Annotated in this window: 16 protein-coding genes; 12 read left to right on the top strand and 4 right to left on the bottom strand. The window is 66.5% G+C overall.

Going from position 1 to position 16523, the window contains the following annotated elements; genetic code table 11:
* Window positions 1-41: 41 nt before the first annotated feature.
* From AC1DZY_RS05315 to AC1DZY_RS05285, 7 genes are all read left to right on the top strand, one after another.
* Entirely contained in the window at window positions 42-863 is an 822-nt protein-coding gene (locus AC1DZY_RS05315) for an alpha/beta fold hydrolase (protein ID WP_476819032.1), read from the top strand.
* 148 nt (window positions 864-1011) lie between these two features.
* Complete coding sequence (locus tag AC1DZY_RS05310) at window positions 1012-1335, top strand: type II toxin-antitoxin system RelE/ParE family toxin (protein ID WP_476819031.1); 324 nt, start codon at window positions 1012-1014, stop codon at window positions 1333-1335.
* On the top strand, window positions 1332-1646 hold the full coding sequence (locus AC1DZY_RS05305; protein WP_476819030.1) for a helix-turn-helix domain-containing protein: 315 nt from the start codon (window positions 1332-1334) through the stop codon (window positions 1644-1646). The genes AC1DZY_RS05310 and AC1DZY_RS05305 overlap by 4 nt, the downstream gene beginning before the upstream one ends.
* A 278-nt stretch (window positions 1647-1924) precedes the next feature.
* Window positions 1925-2134 carry a cold-shock protein gene (locus tag AC1DZY_RS05300; RefSeq protein WP_476819029.1) on the top strand — a complete coding sequence of 70 codons (210 nt, stop codon included), beginning with the start codon at window positions 1925-1927 and terminating at the stop codon, window positions 2132-2134.
* A gap of 183 nt (window positions 2135-2317) precedes the next feature.
* Entirely contained in the window at window positions 2318-3799 is a 1482-nt protein-coding gene (locus AC1DZY_RS05295; protein ID WP_476819028.1) for a DEAD/DEAH box helicase, read from the top strand.
* Between the two features lie 194 nt (window positions 3800-3993).
* Window positions 3994-4266 carry a translation initiation factor IF-1 gene (gene infA / locus AC1DZY_RS05290; protein ID WP_056795444.1) on the top strand — a complete coding sequence of 91 codons (273 nt, stop codon included), beginning with the start codon at window positions 3994-3996 and terminating at the stop codon, window positions 4264-4266.
* Between the two features lie 13 nt (window positions 4267-4279).
* Window positions 4280-4549: a hypothetical protein gene (locus tag AC1DZY_RS05285; protein WP_476819027.1), complete on the top strand. Its 270-nt coding sequence runs from the start codon at window positions 4280-4282 to the stop codon at window positions 4547-4549.
* 295 nt (window positions 4550-4844) lie between these two features.
* Here the strand turns inward: AC1DZY_RS05285 and AC1DZY_RS05280 are convergent, their stop codons facing one another.
* Window positions 4845-5468 (bottom strand): hypothetical protein, encoded by a 624-nt coding sequence (locus tag AC1DZY_RS05280; protein WP_476819026.1) that lies wholly within the window; start codon window positions 5466-5468, stop codon window positions 4845-4847.
* Window positions 5469-5935: 467 nt separating this feature from the next.
* Between AC1DZY_RS05280 and AC1DZY_RS05275 the strand changes: the two genes are divergently transcribed.
* Window positions 5936-6652, top strand: coding sequence for a thermonuclease family protein (locus AC1DZY_RS05275; RefSeq protein WP_476819025.1), 717 nt, complete (start codon window positions 5936-5938; stop codon window positions 6650-6652).
* Between the two features lie 1187 nt (window positions 6653-7839).
* On the opposite strand, the gene AC1DZY_RS05270 is transcribed toward AC1DZY_RS05275, so the two are convergent.
* Window positions 7840-9132: a cell wall hydrolase gene (locus AC1DZY_RS05270; protein WP_476819024.1), complete on the bottom strand. Its 1293-nt coding sequence runs from the start codon at window positions 9130-9132 to the stop codon at window positions 7840-7842.
* Window positions 9133-9364: 232 nt separating this feature from the next.
* On the opposite strand from AC1DZY_RS05270, the gene AC1DZY_RS05265 reads away from it, so the two are divergent.
* Together AC1DZY_RS05265 and acuI are read left to right on the top strand one after the other, a co-directional pair.
* Window positions 9365-10597: an MFS transporter gene (locus tag AC1DZY_RS05265; protein WP_476819023.1), complete on the top strand. Its 1233-nt coding sequence runs from the start codon at window positions 9365-9367 to the stop codon at window positions 10595-10597.
* A 91-nt stretch (window positions 10598-10688) separates the two neighbouring features.
* A complete protein-coding gene (gene acuI / locus AC1DZY_RS05260) occupies window positions 10689-11675 on the top strand; it encodes an acrylyl-CoA reductase (NADPH) (protein ID WP_476819022.1) in 987 nt (328 codons plus the stop codon).
* A 4-nt stretch (window positions 11676-11679) separates the two neighbouring features.
* Here acuI and AC1DZY_RS05255 read toward each other — a convergent pair whose 3' ends face one another.
* Window positions 11680-12585: a LysR family transcriptional regulator gene (locus tag AC1DZY_RS05255; protein WP_476819021.1), complete on the bottom strand. Its 906-nt coding sequence runs from the start codon at window positions 12583-12585 to the stop codon at window positions 11680-11682.
* A 71-nt stretch (window positions 12586-12656) separates the two neighbouring features.
* Window positions 12657-13634: an L-threonylcarbamoyladenylate synthase gene (locus tag AC1DZY_RS05250; protein WP_476819020.1), complete on the bottom strand. Its 978-nt coding sequence runs from the start codon at window positions 13632-13634 to the stop codon at window positions 12657-12659.
* A 184-nt stretch (window positions 13635-13818) separates the two neighbouring features.
* Between AC1DZY_RS05250 and AC1DZY_RS05245 the strand changes: the two genes are divergently transcribed.
* On the top strand, window positions 13819-15594 hold the full coding sequence (locus AC1DZY_RS05245) for an acyl-CoA dehydrogenase (protein WP_476819019.1): 1776 nt from the start codon (window positions 13819-13821) through the stop codon (window positions 15592-15594).
* The gene (locus tag AC1DZY_RS05240; protein WP_476819166.1) at window positions 15594-16469 is read left to right on the top strand and encodes an SDR family NAD(P)-dependent oxidoreductase; all 876 of its coding nucleotides are present in this window, start codon (window positions 15594-15596) and stop codon (window positions 16467-16469) included. The genes AC1DZY_RS05245 and AC1DZY_RS05240 overlap by 1 nt, the downstream gene beginning before the upstream one ends.
* Window positions 16470-16523 lie beyond the last annotated feature (54 nt).

The raw sequence follows: 16523 nt of genomic DNA, 5'->3' as shown, positions 1-16523 counted from the left end.
GGACATTGGCCGTGACGGCCCCTCCGGGCTAGCATTCGGCCATGCACACGATTTCGGGTTATCTCGACCGCTCTTTCGGCAGGCTCTATTACGAGATGACGGGCTCAGGGCCGCCGATCGTCTTCGCGCATGGCCTCGGCGGCAATCATCTGTCCTGGTGGCAGCAGGTCGCGCATTTCGGGCGTTGCCATACCTGCGTCAGCTTCGCTCATCGCGGTTTCTCGCCGTCCGACGCGGTCGCCGGTGGACCGGACCCCGACGATTACGCCGGGGACCTTGCCGCGTTGATCGGTCATCTTGGGCTGGATCGCCCTGTCCTTGTGGCGCAATCCATGGGCGGCTGGAGCTGCCTGGGCTACGCGCTCGACAACCCGGGCAAGGTGGCGGGGTTGATGATGGCCTGCACCACCGGCATGCTCGATTTTCGCAAGAGCGAGCGTGACATCGCAGCTCCGCTCGCGAATTGGCAGGCGCGTGCCGATGCGGCGATGCCACGCTGGGCTGAGGCCGGCATCCATCCCGCCTGTGGCGAAGCGTTCGCGGCCCGCTCGCCGGCTTTGCACGAACTCTACAAGGCGATCGATCAGCTGAATGCGGGGCTGGACAAAGTCGCGCTCCGCTGGCGGCTTGGGGCCTCGCGCCGTCACTCGCCGGCGGAACTGTCCCGGCTCGACTGCCCGGTGTTGTTTCTGTCGGGTGCGGACGATCTCGTCGTTCCCGCCTGCGGGCTGGAGGCTGTCGCGGCTCAAGCGCCCAATGGACGCTTCGTGCTCGTTCCGGACGCCGGGCATTCGGTCTATTTCGAGCATGCCTCGCGCTTCAACGCCGAACTCGAAGCCTTCATCGTCGCGCTGGGAGTCTGAGCCCGTGCCGCGCACGCTCACCACCATCGGCTTCGACGCCGACGATACGCGTTGGCGGAATAGCTGCTCCTTCAGCAAAAGGAGCGTTTCATCGTACCGCTGATGGCGGCACTTGTGAGTTCATTGCAAAAAAGGTATATTTCCGACCATGGCATGGTCGGTCGAGTTCTTGAACAGCGACGTCCGTGCCGAACTTGAGACGCTGCCCGCCGATATCATAGCAAGTTTCCTGCGCATCTCCCGCCTGATCGCAGCCAACGGTTTGCCGAGTGTGCGCGAGCCCTATGTCAAGCACCTCGAAGGTCCGGTCTGGGAAATGCGGATGAAGGGCAGGGACGGTATCGCCCGTGCGGCTTATGTCACCGCCGTCGGGCAGCGCGTCGTCGTCGTGCGTGTTTTCGGGAAGAAGACCCAGAAAACGCCCCGCCGCGAAATCGAGATCGCCCTGAAGCGGGCAAGGGAGGTTCAATGAGCCGGAAGTTCATTCCTGTCGAAGAGGCGGCGAAGGATTGGTTCGAGAAACCCGATTTCGTCGCGGCCTTCGATGCGCTCGATGAAGAGTTCACATTGGCCGACGCGCTGATCAAGGCCCGCGCGGGCGCCGCAATGACTCAAGAGGATGTTGCAGCGCGCATGGGCACGACGCAGGCCGTCGTCGCGCGTCTGGAAAGTGGCCGGGTGATGCCATCGACCCGGACGCTGAAGCGGTTTGCCGAAGCAACCGGAACGCGCCTGACGATCAGTTTCGACGCCTTGGAACAGCGCAAAGTATCAAATCGCTGAATTCTTCAAAGTCTGCCGCCGTGCGGGCGACGGCGTGCCAAACGTCCATGCCGACCGAAGGGAGCCGCGCTGCTGGACCCACGTTGCAAATTGTGCTAGCCCATCCCATGTAAGACGAGATGCGGCCGGGTTCTGGCCATTCCTCCGCGCGGGCTCACCCGGTCGGCGGGCACGATTCAGATCCACCACTCATCGCTACAAGACCAGAGCGAGGCGTCCGCGCGTCGAGCACTGGGTCTCATCGAATACGCGGATCTGAAACGTAAGGACTACCTTCCATGGATAAGGGCACCGTCAAGTGGTTCAACGCCACCAAGGGCTATGGTTTCATCACGCCTGAGAACGGCGGACAGGACATCTTCGTCCACATCAGCGCCGTCGAGCGCGCCGGCCTGCGTGAGCTGGTCGAAGGCCAGGTCGTCTCCTACGAGATGGTCGCCGATCGCAAGACCGGCAAGTCTTCGGCCGGCAATCTCTCCGTCGCCTGAGACTGAAACGATGACGACCGGGTGGGTGTTTCCATCCACCCGGTTCGCAAACGACACCTTCCGGCGCTGTGGCATAGCGGTTCGCCGGCAGGAAAGAGCAAATACTCATGGCCGGGCGCAATCCGGCGGCACAGCCGATACCCACATGTGCCCCTTGCGTCGCGGCGTCCAGAAAGACCTGTTTTGACTCAATTCACCGACCTCGGCCTCGCCGAGCAGCTGCTCAAGGCTTTGAGCGCCGAAGGTTACACCACGCCCACGCCGATCCAGGCCCAGGCGATCCCCCCGATCCTCGCCGGACGCGACCTTCTCGGCGCCGCCCAGACCGGCACCGGCAAGACGGCCGCCTTCGCGCTGCCGCTGCTACACCGCCTGCTCAACCAGCCGCGCCGCATGCAGCCGCGCTCGGTGCGCGCGCTGATCCTCTCGCCGACGCGTGAACTTGCAGCCCAGATCGAGACCTCGATCCGCGCCTACGCCAATTTCACCACCGTCAAGTCGACCGTCGTGTTCGGCGGCGTCCCCGTCGGCAAGCAGATCCGCGCGCTCGGGCAGCATGTCGACATCCTCGTTGCGACGCCCGGCCGCCTGCTTGATCTCGTTGACCAGCGCGCAGTCTCGCTGCGCGAGATCGAATATCTCGTCCTCGACGAAGCCGACCAGATGCTCGATCTCGGCTTCGTCCATGCGCTGCGCCGCATCGCCACGCTGATCCCGGCCAAGCGCCAGACGCTGCTATTCTCGGCGACGATGCCCAAGCCGATCCGCGAGATCGCCTCGGCCTATCTCACCGATCCGGTCGAGGTTGCCGTCACCCCGGTGGCGACCACCGCCGAGAAGGTCGACCAGCGCGTCATCTTCACCAATCCCGGCGACAAGCCGGCGTTGCTGGCGAGGACCCTGAGCGTGCCCGAGATGGAGCGCGCCATCGTCTTCACCCGCACCAAGCACGGCGCCGACAAGGTGGTCCGCCAGCTTGAGATCGCCGGCATCAAATCCGCCGCGATCCACGGCAACAAGAGCCAGGGCCAGCGCGAGCGCGCGCTTGGCGCGTTCCGTGACGGCGATCTGCGCATCCTGGTCGCCACCGACATCGCCGCGCGCGGCATCGATGTCGACGGCATCAGCCATGTCGTCAATTTCGACCTGCCCAACGTCTCCGAGACCTATGTCCACCGCATCGGCCGCACCGCGCGCGCCGGCGCGTCCGGCGTCGCGATCGCCTTCTGCACGCCAGAAGAGCGCGGCGACCTCGCCGCGATCGAGAAGCTGACCCGCATCGAGCTGACCCCGGTCGGCGACGTCCCCTATTGGGACGGCCGCACCCCGAAGAAGCCGCCCCAGAACCAGGGCCGTGGCGGACGCAGCGGTCAGAACAATGGCGGCGGCGGACGCGATCATGGCAGGCCGTCTGGCCAGCGCCAGGGCGTCAAGCCTTCTCATGCCGGAAATTCTTCGCATGCGGGAAAGCCTGCGCATGCCGCTGGCCAGCGCTCCGAGGCGCCCCGCACTGATGCGCCGCGCAACGACAGGCCGCAGCGCAGCGAGCAGCAGCCCCCGCGAAAAGACGGTGGTTCCGCCAAGGAAGGGCTTGGCGGCGTCGCGTTCTTGCAGCAAAGAACAGGGCAACAACGCACCAACGGCGCCCGGCGGCGCGCAAACTGACGCGCGAGACGCCAGAGCTGGAGCAGGGCAGGGCCAAGGGCCGCGCCCGCTCCACGCGCCCGAGCCGGATCGTCAAAGATCGAATGCGATCTTTGACGTGAATCCGCTTCGGCTATTGTATTTGGACCATGATTTGACGGAAAACCGCGTCCCACTTTTCCTGATCATGGTCCGGGCACACGAAGGACGAACGAATGGCTAAAGAAGAACTGCTCGAATTCGACGGCACGGTGGTCGAAGTCCTGCCGGACGGCAACTACCGGGTGAAGCTCGACAACGAGCACGTGATCCTGGCCTATGCGGCCGGCAAGATGAAGAAGAACCGCATCCGCACCATCGCGGGCGACCGCGTGGTCGTGGAGATGTCGCCTTACGATCTCGATCGCGGCCGCATCAATTTCCGCCAGAAGACAGCCGGCCCCGCGCCCGGCGGTCCGCCGCGCAACCAGAACTTCCGTCGGCGCTGAGCCGGGCATCCAGATGCGCTTTTCGCGGATCGAAATTCTCTTCGTCATCCTCGGTGGCGCGCTCGGCGCCATCGTGGCTTTCGTCTTCAAGGCGGGCCTGGTCGCGGCGTCCGCGAGCTTCCCGCCTTTCATCTTTGTGCTGCTGGGGCTCGGCGTGATCGAGCTTCTCGCCGGCCTTGCCACGCGGGCCTCGCCCGGTGCGCTGGTCGGCATGCCTGCCCGCATGATCGCTTTCGTCGTCGGCGTCGGCGTACTGGCCGCGATCAACGGCGGCTTGAGCTAGACACCGGCCGCTTCTCCCAAACCTCTCCGTCATTCCAGGCAAGCCGCGCAGCGGCGCCGATCCGGAATCCATCGTAAGGCGCAGTCGCAGCTTTATGATGGATTCCGGCTCTCCGCTGCGCAGCGCCCGGAACGACGCCGCGTTTCGACTTTTGAAAAATCCGGCCTTCCGATCGTCCGCCGCAGCGACCAATTTTCTGGGCTCGAGCCCAGAAAAAAACCCCGGCGCGAGCCGGGGTTTGAAGTGGTCTATTTTCCGTAGTCAAAGGGTCTGCGTAGAAACTCGTTGGTGAAACTCAGTAGCCGGTGCGGGCCCAGCGCTGCGAGCCGGGGCTCACCAGCACCGAACGCTGGCGCGTCTCGTAGACGGCCGGGATCGTGTCGTGCACGACCTGCGTCGGGCGCACCATCACCTGGCGCTGCCGCTGCGTGTAGACGGCGGGGATCGTCTCGTAATCGACGCTCGCTGCCGAAATCTGGACCGTGCGCTGCTGATACCCGTACTGGGCCGGCGTGTAGACCCAGCAGCCGGTGGTGCGGCCATAGGCGTCGGTGGTCACTTCCCAGCGCTTGCCGCCGGCCGAGATCATCACCTTTTCGGAGACGGTCGAATACTGCGCCGGGCGGTGATGCGGGATCTGGCGGGCCGGGTGAACCATCACCGTTTCCGTCTGGTAGTCGTATTCGGCGGGAATGACGCGGGCCTGGCTCTGGGCCGGGCGGGCGAGATAGGTCTCGTTGACCGTGCCATAGACCGGCGGCGTCTGGACCAGATTATAGCAGGACGAACCCTGGCAGGGTGCGGGGCGGCAGGAGGAGCCGTAGCAGCCGCCGGCCTGTGCGCCCTGTGCGCCCAACAGCAGGACCGCCGAAAAGGCCGAAGCAGTGAATGCCGAAAGCGAAACGATCTTGCTCATCATGTCCAAATCCAACCTGCCCTGTGGCGTCACCGCGCCGCTTGTGGAATTGAAGAAGCCAGTCCCGGGTGATGAACGCAAGGTAAACGCCAAAACAAGGTAAAATTAACCATGCCGCGTGCGCTGCGCGCGTTCACGCAGATTGAGACGGCGTAAAGATGATCATGGCAATTGTAGCGATCGACTGGTGGTTTCCGCTCATGCGGCCGATGCGCCGGACTCGCCAAGAAGCTGTTCACCGTGGAGTGCTAGAAATGATCGCGTTGTCGCGATAGGAGCCGTCATGGTCAGGACAGGTGGCGCGGGAGAAGGTTGCGGGCATGCGTTGGCCCGGCTTCGCGGAACGCGTAATCTTGCCGGAGGCGCAGATGTCCGACGCCGTCGCTGACCAAAGGGCCGGAGCAGGATATTTGGGTAAGCCGCTTCCTCCTTATCTGCGTCCTCGGCAGCCGGAGCAGGTCGAAAAGCCTGTGCCCGCCCGCCCCCCGATCGCAGCAGGGCCGGTCGGGCGCTGGTTCAAGGCCGTGAACTGGACCCGCCCGGTCGTCAGGGCGATCGTGGCCCTTGCCGCCGCCGCTCTCGTCGCCGGCGTGGTGCTGCTCGCCTGGGCGATCGAGAGCCGTCGTCCGGCCGCGCCCCAGCAGACGAAATCCGCACCCGCCGAACCGTTCAGAAAGGTCGAGGCCCGCACCGAGCGGGCGGTGCTGGCCGAGGTCCTGGACAAGCGCGGCAACGATCTCTCGGCCCTGCCGGCCTTCGATCTCGTCGCGCCGTTCGTATCAGTCGACGGCATCACGCTCCTGCGTGGAACAAGCAAGGTTCGGCTGGAAGGCGTCGAAGGACCCGGCGGCAGCGACACCTGCATCGACGAAGCCGGCGCGCGCTGGGCGTGCGGCCTGCAGGCGCGTGCCGCGCTGCATAATCTGCTCGCCGGCAAGAGCCTGTCCTGCCGGCCGCGTCGTTCGCTCGGCCAGGACGAGATGACCGCGCTGTGCTCGCTGGGCGCACCCGGCCCTTCGTCCTGGAGCGATCGCGATCTCGCCTTCATGCTGATCGAACTAGGTTGGGCACGGCCGCTCGACGCGAACGCCGTGCGCTACGAGCCCTATCTCGCCGTGGCGCGCGAGAAGAAGCTCGGCCTCTGGCGCGGCAACTGGACGCTCTTCACGCAGCCGAAGGGGAATTGAGAGGGGTGGGTGCCTGACGCTCTCAGCCCTCATCCTGAGGAGGCGCGGCACGCGCCGTCTCGAAGGATGCTCCAGTTCACTCAAGAAGCGCCTTCTGGAGCATCCTTCGAGACGCCGCTTCGCGCCTCCTCAGGATGAGGGCTGTACTTGGCCAAATGCGATCGTCCGGGGGAGGTTCCGAGCGCCGCTTTACAACGCCTTCAAGGCCGCTGCATCCTCAGGTTGAACGACGTGACCGAGATGCGCGAGCTGTTCGCCTGGGCGATGATCGAGACGGTAGAGCTGCGCCATCTGGCGGCTGCAGGGCAAACATAGAGCGAGTGCGGGAGGTGACAATATCCCTAAGAGGGCTGCGCCGTGGCGTACACTAATGAAGTCGTGCAGAACATGGCGCAGATGCTGCGTGACTATCGGCTTCGTGAGGCGTTAGTCCGGGAACGGTTACTTTTGTTGCCCCTTCAAAGCGATGAAGGCCGTCAGTATGTCGCGCAAGGAGTAACGCGGCGGCTTGCAACGATAGAGTTGTGCTTAGATCGAGTGTTCAATGTGCTACCCGTCCAAGAGGCCCAACCAGGACGGGCGGCTCTAATCGAGGCAGCCGTACTGCTGCAGGCCTTCGTGATGCATGTCACCGGTGTCATGGACAATCTTGCCCGCATCTGGTGCTTGGAGCGAGGATTTGCTGACGAGAACGGGGCTCCTATCCCGGACGCGCATATCGGCCTAGCACCTCAGAACCGGTCGATTAGAGCGTCTCTCAGTGAGGAATTCCGGGATCGCCTACAGCGAGCGGATGATTGGTTCGCATACTTGAAGAACTACCGTGACGCATTCGCGCATCGCATACCACTCTATATACCCCCGCGTACCTTGGGGCCTGAGGATGAACAGCGATACAGACAGATAGACCTCGAGCACGCGGCAGCGCTACAGCAGCGAGATTATATCGTGGCTGGTAGGCTAATCGTCGAGATGCAGACGCTGGGTCGGTTTGACCCGATGATGATGCACGCTTTTGGAAACCGGCCCCAAGATGGTAGGCCTGTGCGGCTTCATCCTCAAATGATTTGCGACCACGCCACCGTCGTCGAAATATGCGAACTTATGGCCACCGAACTCGAGCGCGGCCCATAGCTCGCCAAATTGCAGCTGCAGCCACTTTGATCGTTCGAGCTACGCGCGCCGTTTCACGTCTGCCCCGGCCGCAGCTTGTAGAAGACATGCTGGCCGATCGTGTCCATCTTCTTCAGCTTCTTGGCCCAGTACGGCCGGACATAGTTCGCGTGGTAGTGCGTCGAGCCGCCGACTTCGGGCATGTAGGTCGTGCCGTCATAAACCTCGCGGGCGAGGCGGACCGCGTCGCGCCAGGGGCCGGGCTCGGTGATGCGCAGCGACTTGCCTTCGCAGGTGAAGGTGAACTGGCAGGCGAGATGCCGGTTGCTGTTCTGGTAGACGACGCCGCAGACGCTATCGGGATAAAGCCCGCTCTTGACCCGGTTCAGCACCACCTGCGCCACGGCGGCGCGGCCTTCGTTCGATTCCGAGCGCGCCTCGAAATAGACCGCTTCCGCCAGGCAGCGCTGCTGGCGCGCCATGTCGCCGGGAGCGATCAGCCCGATATAGCTTTGCTGCGGGCCGGGATCGACCTTGCGGATGGCCGAGGTCGCCGGCGCGGTCGCGCGCGCGACGAGATTGGGGCTGGCGGGCGCGACATGGGCTGGCGTCGCCGGCGGGGCGAGCGTTGCTACATTGTAATTCACCGTCGGCGTCGCCGAGGCGCGGGCGGTCGCCGTTGAAACGGACGGCGTCGAGCCGTCGATGCTTTCCAGATGCAGTTCGCCCTGGCGCGGCGAAATGATGATCGCCTTGGGTGAACTCGGCGAGGCGTCCGACAGCGCCGGATCGGTCAGCCCTTCTTCGTTGGCATAGGGCTCGAAGCCGGTCTGTGGCCCGGTGACGGCTTCGGCCTCGCGCTGGGCGTCGAGCGAAAACCCGCCCGAGATCAGGCCGGGCTGGTTGTCGCCGAAGACGACGCGTTCCAGTTCACGCGGAGGCGCCTGCGTCAGGCTCGGTCGCAGGCCCGGCAGCGGGTCGCCCTTGGCGCTGCGGTCGACCTCGGGGAAGGCGCTGGCCGAGCGCTTCATGTCCTCGCGTGGCTGGCGCGGATCGATCGTGATGCGGCGTTCAGGGTCGTCGAACGAGAGATGCGCCTGCCGGATCGCCGAGGACAGCGACAGCCCCGGCAGCCGGAAGGCGGAGGCCGCGATCAGCATCGAGGGACCTTCCTCGAGTTCCGAATCGGCGGCTGGAACGGCGCGCTGAACCAGCGAATAGGGCAGGGCGTCGGGCCCGTAGTTCTGGCCGGCCGATGCCGTGAATGAGACAAGCAGGCCAGAGGCCAGCGCCCAGGGCGCGACCGTGGCGGCGATCCATCTCAGCCGCAGCAGGCGCTTTCGCCTGGAACGCTCCCGCAACCGCACCTGACCCGAACTCCACTCAAAACAGCGGCGATCCGCACGCTTCCGTTATCTCCCCGGTAGGGTTGAGCTGCGGTTAATGCGAAGGCGTTTTTCGGCGCTGGCGGGCGGATAGCCGCGCGACCATGCGCGGCTGTGATGGGCTACGTAACGAAAAGGCGCTGTTGCGCTGCGGCAAGGGCCGGTATCGTGCAGCCACACGTTCCGCTTCCGCCGCATCGGCCGGAGAACTGCCATGACCACTTCGACATCGCGCGGCTACGCGCCCGAGATCATCGTCGCCGCCGGCTGCCTGATCGCGCTGATCACCTTTGGTCCACGCGCCAGCGCCGGCCTGTTCCAGATCCCGATGACCACGGAGTTTGGCTGGGGCCGCGACACCTTCAGCCTCGCCATCGCGATCCAGAATCTGCTCTGGGGCGTCGGCGCGCCTTTCGCCGGAGCGGTCGCCGATCGTTTCGGCACGGTGCGCGTGCTCTGCTTCGGCGCGGTGCTCTATGCGGCGGGCCTCGTCGGCATGAGCATGGCGACGACTCCGCTGGGCATGCATCTGAGCGCCGGCGTGCTGATCGGCTTTGGCCTCTCGGCCTGCTCGTTCAATCTCGTGCTTGCGGCGTTCAGCAAGATTCTGCCGGAAAGCTGGCGGCCGATGGCGTTCGGCGCCGGCACGGCGGCAGGCTCCTTCGGCCAGTTCCTGTTCCCGCCGATCGGCAACATCCTGATCGAGCAGGTCGGCTGGCATCAGGCGCTCGTCGTCTTCGCCGGCACGGTGCTGCTGGTGATGCCGTTCACATTGATGCTCGCAACCCGCAAGCCCGATGCCGCGCAGATAGCCGCCGCGGCCAAGGTGCCAAGCCAGTCGATCAAGCAGGCCCTGACGGAAGCGTTCCAGCACCGCTCCTATGTGCTGCTCGTGCTCGGCTTCTTCACCTGCGGCTTCCAGCTCGCCTTCATCACCGCCCATATGCCGGCCTATCTCAAGGATGTCGGCATGGCCGCCTGGGTCGGCGGCTGGACGCTCGCCATCATCGGCCTCGCCAATGCGGCGGGCTCGCTCGCCTCCGGCTGGCTCTCGACGCGCATGCCCAAGCGCCATCTCCTGGCCTGGATCTATTTCGGGCGTGCCGCCGCGATCGCGGCTTTCATCCTGCTGCCGCCGAGCCCGGCGACAGCGCTGGCGTTCGGCGCGGTCATCGGCCTGTTCTGGCTCTCGACCATCCCGCCGACCTCCTCGCTGGTCATGCTGATGTTCGGCACGAAATACATGGCGATGCTTTATGGCTTCGCCTTCTTCTCGCATCAGGTCGGCGGCTTCCTCGGCGTGCTGCTCGGCGGCGTGCTCTACGAGGCGACGGGCTCCTACCAGATCGTCTGGTGGCTCTCGGTCGCGCTCGGCATTGCCTCCGCGTTGATCAACCTGCCGATCGTCGAGAAGCCGGTCGAGCGGCCGGTCGCTCAGCCGGCCTGATCCGGAACTGACCAAAGACGCACGGCGCGAGGGCTTGCCCCGCGCGTCGCCCTGCGTATCTCCTGCAGCGAAGCTTCAGGAGAAAACGCCCATGTCGACCTTCAAGGCCCTCGTCGCGACCAAGGGCGAAGCCGGCCCAAATCTCGCCTTCACCGATTTCGCCGAGAGCGACCTGATGGAAGGCGACGTTACCGTCCGCGTCACGCATTCGACGGTGAACTACAAGGACGGGCTCGCCGTGACCGGCAAGGCCCCGGTGATCCGGCGCTGGCCGATGATCCCCGGCATCGACTTCGCCGGGCGCGTCGAAACCTCCGACCATCCCGATTTCAGGCCGGGCGACCTCGTCATCCTCAATGGCTGGGGCACGGGCGAGACGCATCTGGGCGCCTATGCGCAAAAGAGCCGCGTCAAGGGCGACTGGCTGGTGCCGCTGCCGGCCGGCATGAACCCGGACGAGGCCATGGCGATCGGCACCGCCGGCTACACCGCGATGCTCTGCGTGCTGGCGCTGGAGAAATACGGCCTCAAGCCCACTGATGGCCCGGTCGTGGTGACGGGCGCGGCCGGCGGCGTCGGCTCGGTTGCGATTGCGCTGCTCGCCAGGGCCGGCTGGCACGTCATCGCCTCGACCGGCCGTGCGGAAGAGGCGCCCTATCTCAAGGGCCTCGGCGCGGCCGAGATCATCGACCGCAACGAGCTCTCCGCAGCAGGCCGCCCGCTGGCCAAGGAGCGCTGGATCGCCGGCGTCGACGCGGTCGGTTCGCACACGCTCGCCAACCTGCTCGCCATGACGAAATATGGTGGTGCGATCGCCGCCTGCGGCTTGGCGCAGGGCATGGACCTGCCGGCCTCGGTCGCACCCTTCATCCTGCGCGGCGTCGCTTTGCTCGGCGTCGAGTCGGTGATGTGTCCCAAGCCGCGCCGGCTGGAGGCCTGGGCGCGGCTTGCGACCGATCTCGACCGGGCCAAGCTCGCGACCATGACCACGACGATCCCGCTGGAGAGCGTGATCGAGACCGGCAAGGCGATCGTCGAGGGCAAGGTCAGGGGGCGGGTCGTGGTGGAGGTGGGGTGAGGCTTTACCCTGCACCCTCGATCAGCCCGCGCCGTTTCGCCAGCTCCGCGCCGACGAACTCCATGAACGCCCGCACGCGTGGGGCGTGGCGGATGTCGGGATGGGTCAGGATCCAGACGCCGGTCGAGAAGTCCGGGTCGGGCGGCATCAGCCGGATCAGGCCCGGGCGCTGGTCGGCGATGAAACAGGGCAGGGGGCCGATGCCGAGCCCCTGCTCGACGGCCTCGGTCAGGCCGAGCACGGCTGAACTGCGCAGCGCGATCTTCTCGGGCGCGACGCGGTCGCGGACATAGCGCGCCGCCTTCACATAGCCGAGCTGGTCGCCGAGCGTGACCCAGTTGCGCTGGAACAGCGCGGAGGCGTCGGCCTGCTCCGCCTCCGACAGCGGGTTCTCGGCGCGGCCATAGATCGCCCAGGTCAGCGTCGCCAGCCGCCGCCCGACCAGCGTCTCGCCGGGCGAATCGCTGGCGCGGATCGCGACATCGGCGTCGCGCTTGGAGAGGTTCAGCGTCTGGTTGCCGATCACGATGTCGAGCCGGATCAGCGGGTGCGCCAGCCGGAAGGCGGCGAAGATCGGCAGCAGCAGGTTGAGATAGAGCGTGTCGGTGGTGGTGACGCGAACCTCGCCGGAAGGCGCCACGTCGCGCCCGGCCAGGCGTCGCCCGAAGGCGGTGACGTCCTCCTCCATGCGGGCGGCGAGCGCCGCCATCTCGGCCCCGGCGACGGTGGCGACGTAGCCGGTTTTGCGGCGCTCGAACAAAGGCAGCCCGAGCTGCTCCTCCATCTGGCCAAGCCGCCGGAACACCGTCGAATGATTGACGCCGAGCGAGGCCGCGGCCCCGGTCAGCCCGTCATGATCGGCGATCGCCTTGATCAGGCGGAAATCGTCCCAGGCGAGATGGGAGTTCATCGGAAAGGCCCTGCGTGAAGCCGGAACCAAGCCGATATCTTGCAGATATGCAAGCTGCGGCTTGCCTCTGATCAGCGCGGCGCGGCGGCGCGCGCGAGCCTGTCGTTGATCGCCTCGCCAAGCCCCCGCATCGGGATCGGCGCAACCGCGATCGTGGCTGCGCCTGCCGCATCGAGCCGGCGCAGATGGCCGAAGAGGTTGGCGGCGGCCTCAGTCAGATCGCCGGTCGGGCTGAGATTGAGCGATGCCTTCGCAAAGCCGATATTGCGGGGTTCCGGCCCGAAGCCGAGCCAGGCCTCGCCGGCTTGCGGCCGCTCCGCATCGAGCCGGACGCGTGCCGCAGGTGCGTAATGCGAGGCGAGCAGGCCCGGCGAAATCGGGGCCACCCCGCTTTCGCCGGCCAGCACCAGCGTCCGCCCGATCACGGCCTCGATCGCGGCGCTGGCGATGCCGCCTGGACGCAGTAGCCGCGGCGCGCCGTTCAGGCAGGCGACGATGGTCGATTCGACCCCGACCTGCGTCGCCCCACCGTCAAGCACAGCGTCGATGCGGCCGTCGAGATCGGCCAGCACATGCTCCGCGCTGGTCGCGCTGATCCGGCCCGAGCGATTGGCCGACGGCGCGGCGACAGGTCGCCCGGCGGCACGCAGCACCGCCTGCGCGATGGGGTGCGCTGGCACGCGCAGCGCGACGGTATCCAGCCCCGCCCGGGCGAGATCGCAGATTGTGCAGCCAGTCGACACCGGCACGACCAGCGTCAGCGGCCCCGGCCAGAAGGCGCGCGCCAGCGCCAGCGCATTGGCGTCGAACAGCCCTTGCGCCTGCGCGGCGGCGATGTCGGGCAGATGCGAGATCAGCGGGTTAAAGCTCGGCCGCTCCTTGGCGGCGTAGATGCCCGCGACGGCCGCGCCAGAGGTGGCGTCGGCCGCGAGCCCATACACCGTCTCCGTCGGCAGCGCGACGAGGCCGCCCGCGCGCAGCAGATCGGCCGCAGCGGCGATGCCTGCCGCGCTGTCGTCGAGCCGCCGGGTGCTACGGGTGGAAAGCACATTGACCTCAGATGGTTCATATATAAACTAATTCTGTGCATCCACGATCATCGCCCTGCGGACGAAGGTCGCGCTTGCCCTGCGTGGCGTCGGGGATAGTTCCTCGCTAACATCGCGGCAACGTCAAAAACATCGCTTCGCCTGCCCGCTCCGGCATGATGCGAAGGCGTCAAGGGAGAGACCCATGAGCTATCGCGCCCCGGTCGAGGACATCATCGCCACCATGCGCCACGTCGCGGGGCTCGACGCGCTGATCGCCGAGGGGCTTGCGCCCGAACTCGAAGGCGGCGTGGCCGAGGCGGTGCTCGACGAAGCCGCGAAGTTCGCCGCCGACGTGATCGCGCCGCTGAACAAGGTGGGAGACAAGCACGGATCGACCCTGAAGGACGGCGTCGTCACCACGCCGCCGGGCTGGAAGGAGGCCTACACTGCCTGGGCGCAGGCTGGCTGGAACGCATTGCCGGGCCCCGAGGAATTCGGCGGGCAGGGCTTGCCGAACCTGCTGCAATCGGCCTGCACCGAGATGTGGAACTCCGCTTCGCTCGCCTTCGCGCTCGGCCCGCTGCTGACGGTCGGCGCGATCGAGGCCGTGCACGCTCACGGCTCGGACCATCTCAAGCAGACCTATCTCGCCAAGCTCGTCTCGGGCGAGTGGATGGGCACCATGAACCTGACCGAGCCGCAGGCTGGCTCTGATCTCAACGCGCTCAGGGCCAAGGCAGAACCGGTCGGAGACGGCACCTACCGCATCACCGGCCAGAAGATCTTCATCACCTATGGCGAGCATGGGATGACCGAGAACATTATCCATCTCGTGCTGGCGCGCCTTCCCGACGCGCCTGCCGGCACGCGCGGCATCTCGCTCTTCCTGGTGCCGAAATATCTGGTCAACGCCGATGGTTCGCTCGGCGAGCACAATGATCTGCGCTGCTCGGGCATCGAGCACAAGCTCGGCATCCATGCCTCGCCGACCTGCTCGATGGCTTATGGCGACAGGGGCGGCGCCATCGGCTGGCTGATCGGCGAGGAAAATCGCGGTCTCGCCTGCATGTTCACGATGATGAACAACGCCCGCCTCAATGTCGCGCTGCAGGGCGTCGCCATCGCCGAGCGGGCCTATCAGCAGGCGCTCGCTTTCGCGCAGGAGCGCCGTCAGGGCTCGGCCCTCGACGCGCCAAAGGGCTCCGCCATGAGCCCGATCGTCGTCCATCCGGATGTGCGCCGCATGCTCATCGACATGCGCGCCAAGACGCAAGCCTCGCGCGCCATCTGCTTCATGGTCGCGGAGGGCCTCGACCGCGCCCATCGCGAGACCAACCCGGACAGGCGCAAGGCTGCGTCCGAGCGCGCTGCGCTGCTCACCCCCGTCGCCAAGGCCTATGCGACCGATATCGGCATCGATGTCGCCTCGACCGGCGTCCAGATCCATGGCGGCATGGGCTTCGTCGAGGAAACCGGCGCAGCCCAGCATCTGCGCGACGCCCGAATCCTGACGATCTATGAGGGCACCAACGGCATCCAGGCGATCGACCTCGTGCTGCGCAAGCTGCCCTTGTCGGGTGGCGAGGCAGTCAAGGCGCTGATCTCCGAGATGCGCGGCGTCGTTGCGCAGGTCGAGGGCGCCAATACGCCGGGCTTCGGTCATACGTCAGCCCGCCTCAAGGCCGCGGTCGATTCGCTGGAGCGCGCCACCGACTGGATGCTGGCGACGATGGGCGCGAGCCAAAGCGAGGTGCTCGCCGGCGCGACGCCCTACCTTAAGCTCTTCGCGCTCGCGCAGGGCGGCGCCGGGCTCGCGAAAAAGGCGCTGGCGTTGCGTAGCGAGGATAGCGGGCTCGCCCATCTCGCCACCACCCGCTTCTTCGCCGAGCACATCGCGACCGAGGCCCCCGCGCTGGAGCTGGCGGTGACGGAAGGCGCCGGCGCGGTCGCGGATGCGGCGGCGGTCTTCGCGGCGTGATCGCATCGCGCCCGCTGGCAGGCAAGATCTGCCTCGTCGCCGGCGCGTCGCGCGGCCTGGGGCGCGGAATCGCGAGAGCGCTCGGAGAAGCGGGCGCGACCGTGGTGGTCACCGGGCGTTCGAGCGAGGCCGGCCCACGCACCGACCAGAGAGCCGAGACCTTCGAGGATACGGCGCGCGAGGTCGAGGCCGCCGGCGGCAAGGGCCACCCCTATCGCTGCGACCACGTCAACGAGCGCGAGGTCGACGCGCTCGTCTCATGGTGCCTGCGCCGCTTCGGCAGGCTCGATTGCGTGGTCGATGCGGTCTGGGGCGGCAATGAGGGCTATGACGGCGAGCGCTATCCCGACGGCTCGGCCTTTGGCGCGCCGTTCTGGCGCCGTCCGGCGGCCCGCCTCGGCCAGAACTTCGAAAGCGGCGTCTACGCGCAACTGCTGCTGGCGCGGGCGGTTGCCCCGGCGATGGTCCAGATGCGCAAGGGCCTGATCGTCACGGTGAGCTTCGATACGCAAACAGGCTATCTCGGCGACGTCTTCTACGACCTCGCCAAGGCGGCGATGAACCGGCTGACGCTGGCGATGGGCGAGGAACTCAGGCCCTTCGGCGTCACCGCGCTCGGCCTCTCGCCCGGCCATGTCCTGACCGAGCGTGTCACCGACGCCGGCATGGCCGGTGAGACGACGGAGACGCCGCTCTATACCGGCCGCGCGGTCGCCGCGCTTCTGGCCGACGCGGAGGTCGCGCGCCATGCCGGGAAGGTGCTCCATGTCGCCGATCTCGCTCGCGCCTATGGCTTCACCGATCGCGATGGCGGCCAACCCGGGCGCTTCGTACTGACCGCGCCGCCAGCCGGCGCATCGCCGTCATCCGTTTGACAGCACAGGAGGATTGGGCTTCCTGCGGCGCAACAAGCGCCGTTGCGCCGCCAC

Source organism: Allobosea sp. P2_A10, from assembly GCF_056405115.1.
Note: the sequence above shows the minus strand (reverse complement) of the source record. Positions and strands in the feature narration are given on the sequence as shown.

What these genes read in the sequence shown, in the direction of transcription:
- AC1DZY_RS05280 (WP_476819026.1), bottom strand. Translation starts at nt 5,468, where the DNA reads ATGATGAGCAAGATCGTTTCGCTTTCGGCATTCACTGCTTCGGCCTTT.
- AC1DZY_RS05255 (WP_476819021.1), bottom strand. Translation starts at nt 12,585, where the DNA reads ATGAACTCCCATCTCGCCTGGGACGATTTCCGCCTGATCAAGGCGATC.
- AC1DZY_RS05245 (WP_476819019.1), top strand. Translation starts at nt 13,819, where the DNA reads ATGAGCTATCGCGCCCCGGTCGAGGACATCATCGCCACCATGCGCCAC.
- acuI (WP_476819022.1), top strand. Translation starts at nt 10,689, where the DNA reads ATGTCGACCTTCAAGGCCCTCGTCGCGACCAAGGGCGAAGCCGGCCCA.
- AC1DZY_RS05285 (WP_476819027.1), top strand. Translation starts at nt 4,280, where the DNA reads ATGCGCTTTTCGCGGATCGAAATTCTCTTCGTCATCCTCGGTGGCGCG.
- AC1DZY_RS05265 (WP_476819023.1), top strand. Translation starts at nt 9,365, where the DNA reads ATGACCACTTCGACATCGCGCGGCTACGCGCCCGAGATCATCGTCGCC.
- AC1DZY_RS05300 (WP_476819029.1), top strand. Translation starts at nt 1,925, where the DNA reads ATGGATAAGGGCACCGTCAAGTGGTTCAACGCCACCAAGGGCTATGGT.
- AC1DZY_RS05315 (WP_476819032.1), top strand. Translation starts at nt 42, where the DNA reads ATGCACACGATTTCGGGTTATCTCGACCGCTCTTTCGGCAGGCTCTAT.
- AC1DZY_RS05305 (WP_476819030.1), top strand. Translation starts at nt 1,332, where the DNA reads ATGAGCCGGAAGTTCATTCCTGTCGAAGAGGCGGCGAAGGATTGGTTC.
- infA (WP_056795444.1), top strand. Translation starts at nt 3,994, where the DNA reads ATGGCTAAAGAAGAACTGCTCGAATTCGACGGCACGGTGGTCGAAGTC.
- AC1DZY_RS05310 (WP_476819031.1), top strand. Translation starts at nt 1,012, where the DNA reads ATGGCATGGTCGGTCGAGTTCTTGAACAGCGACGTCCGTGCCGAACTT.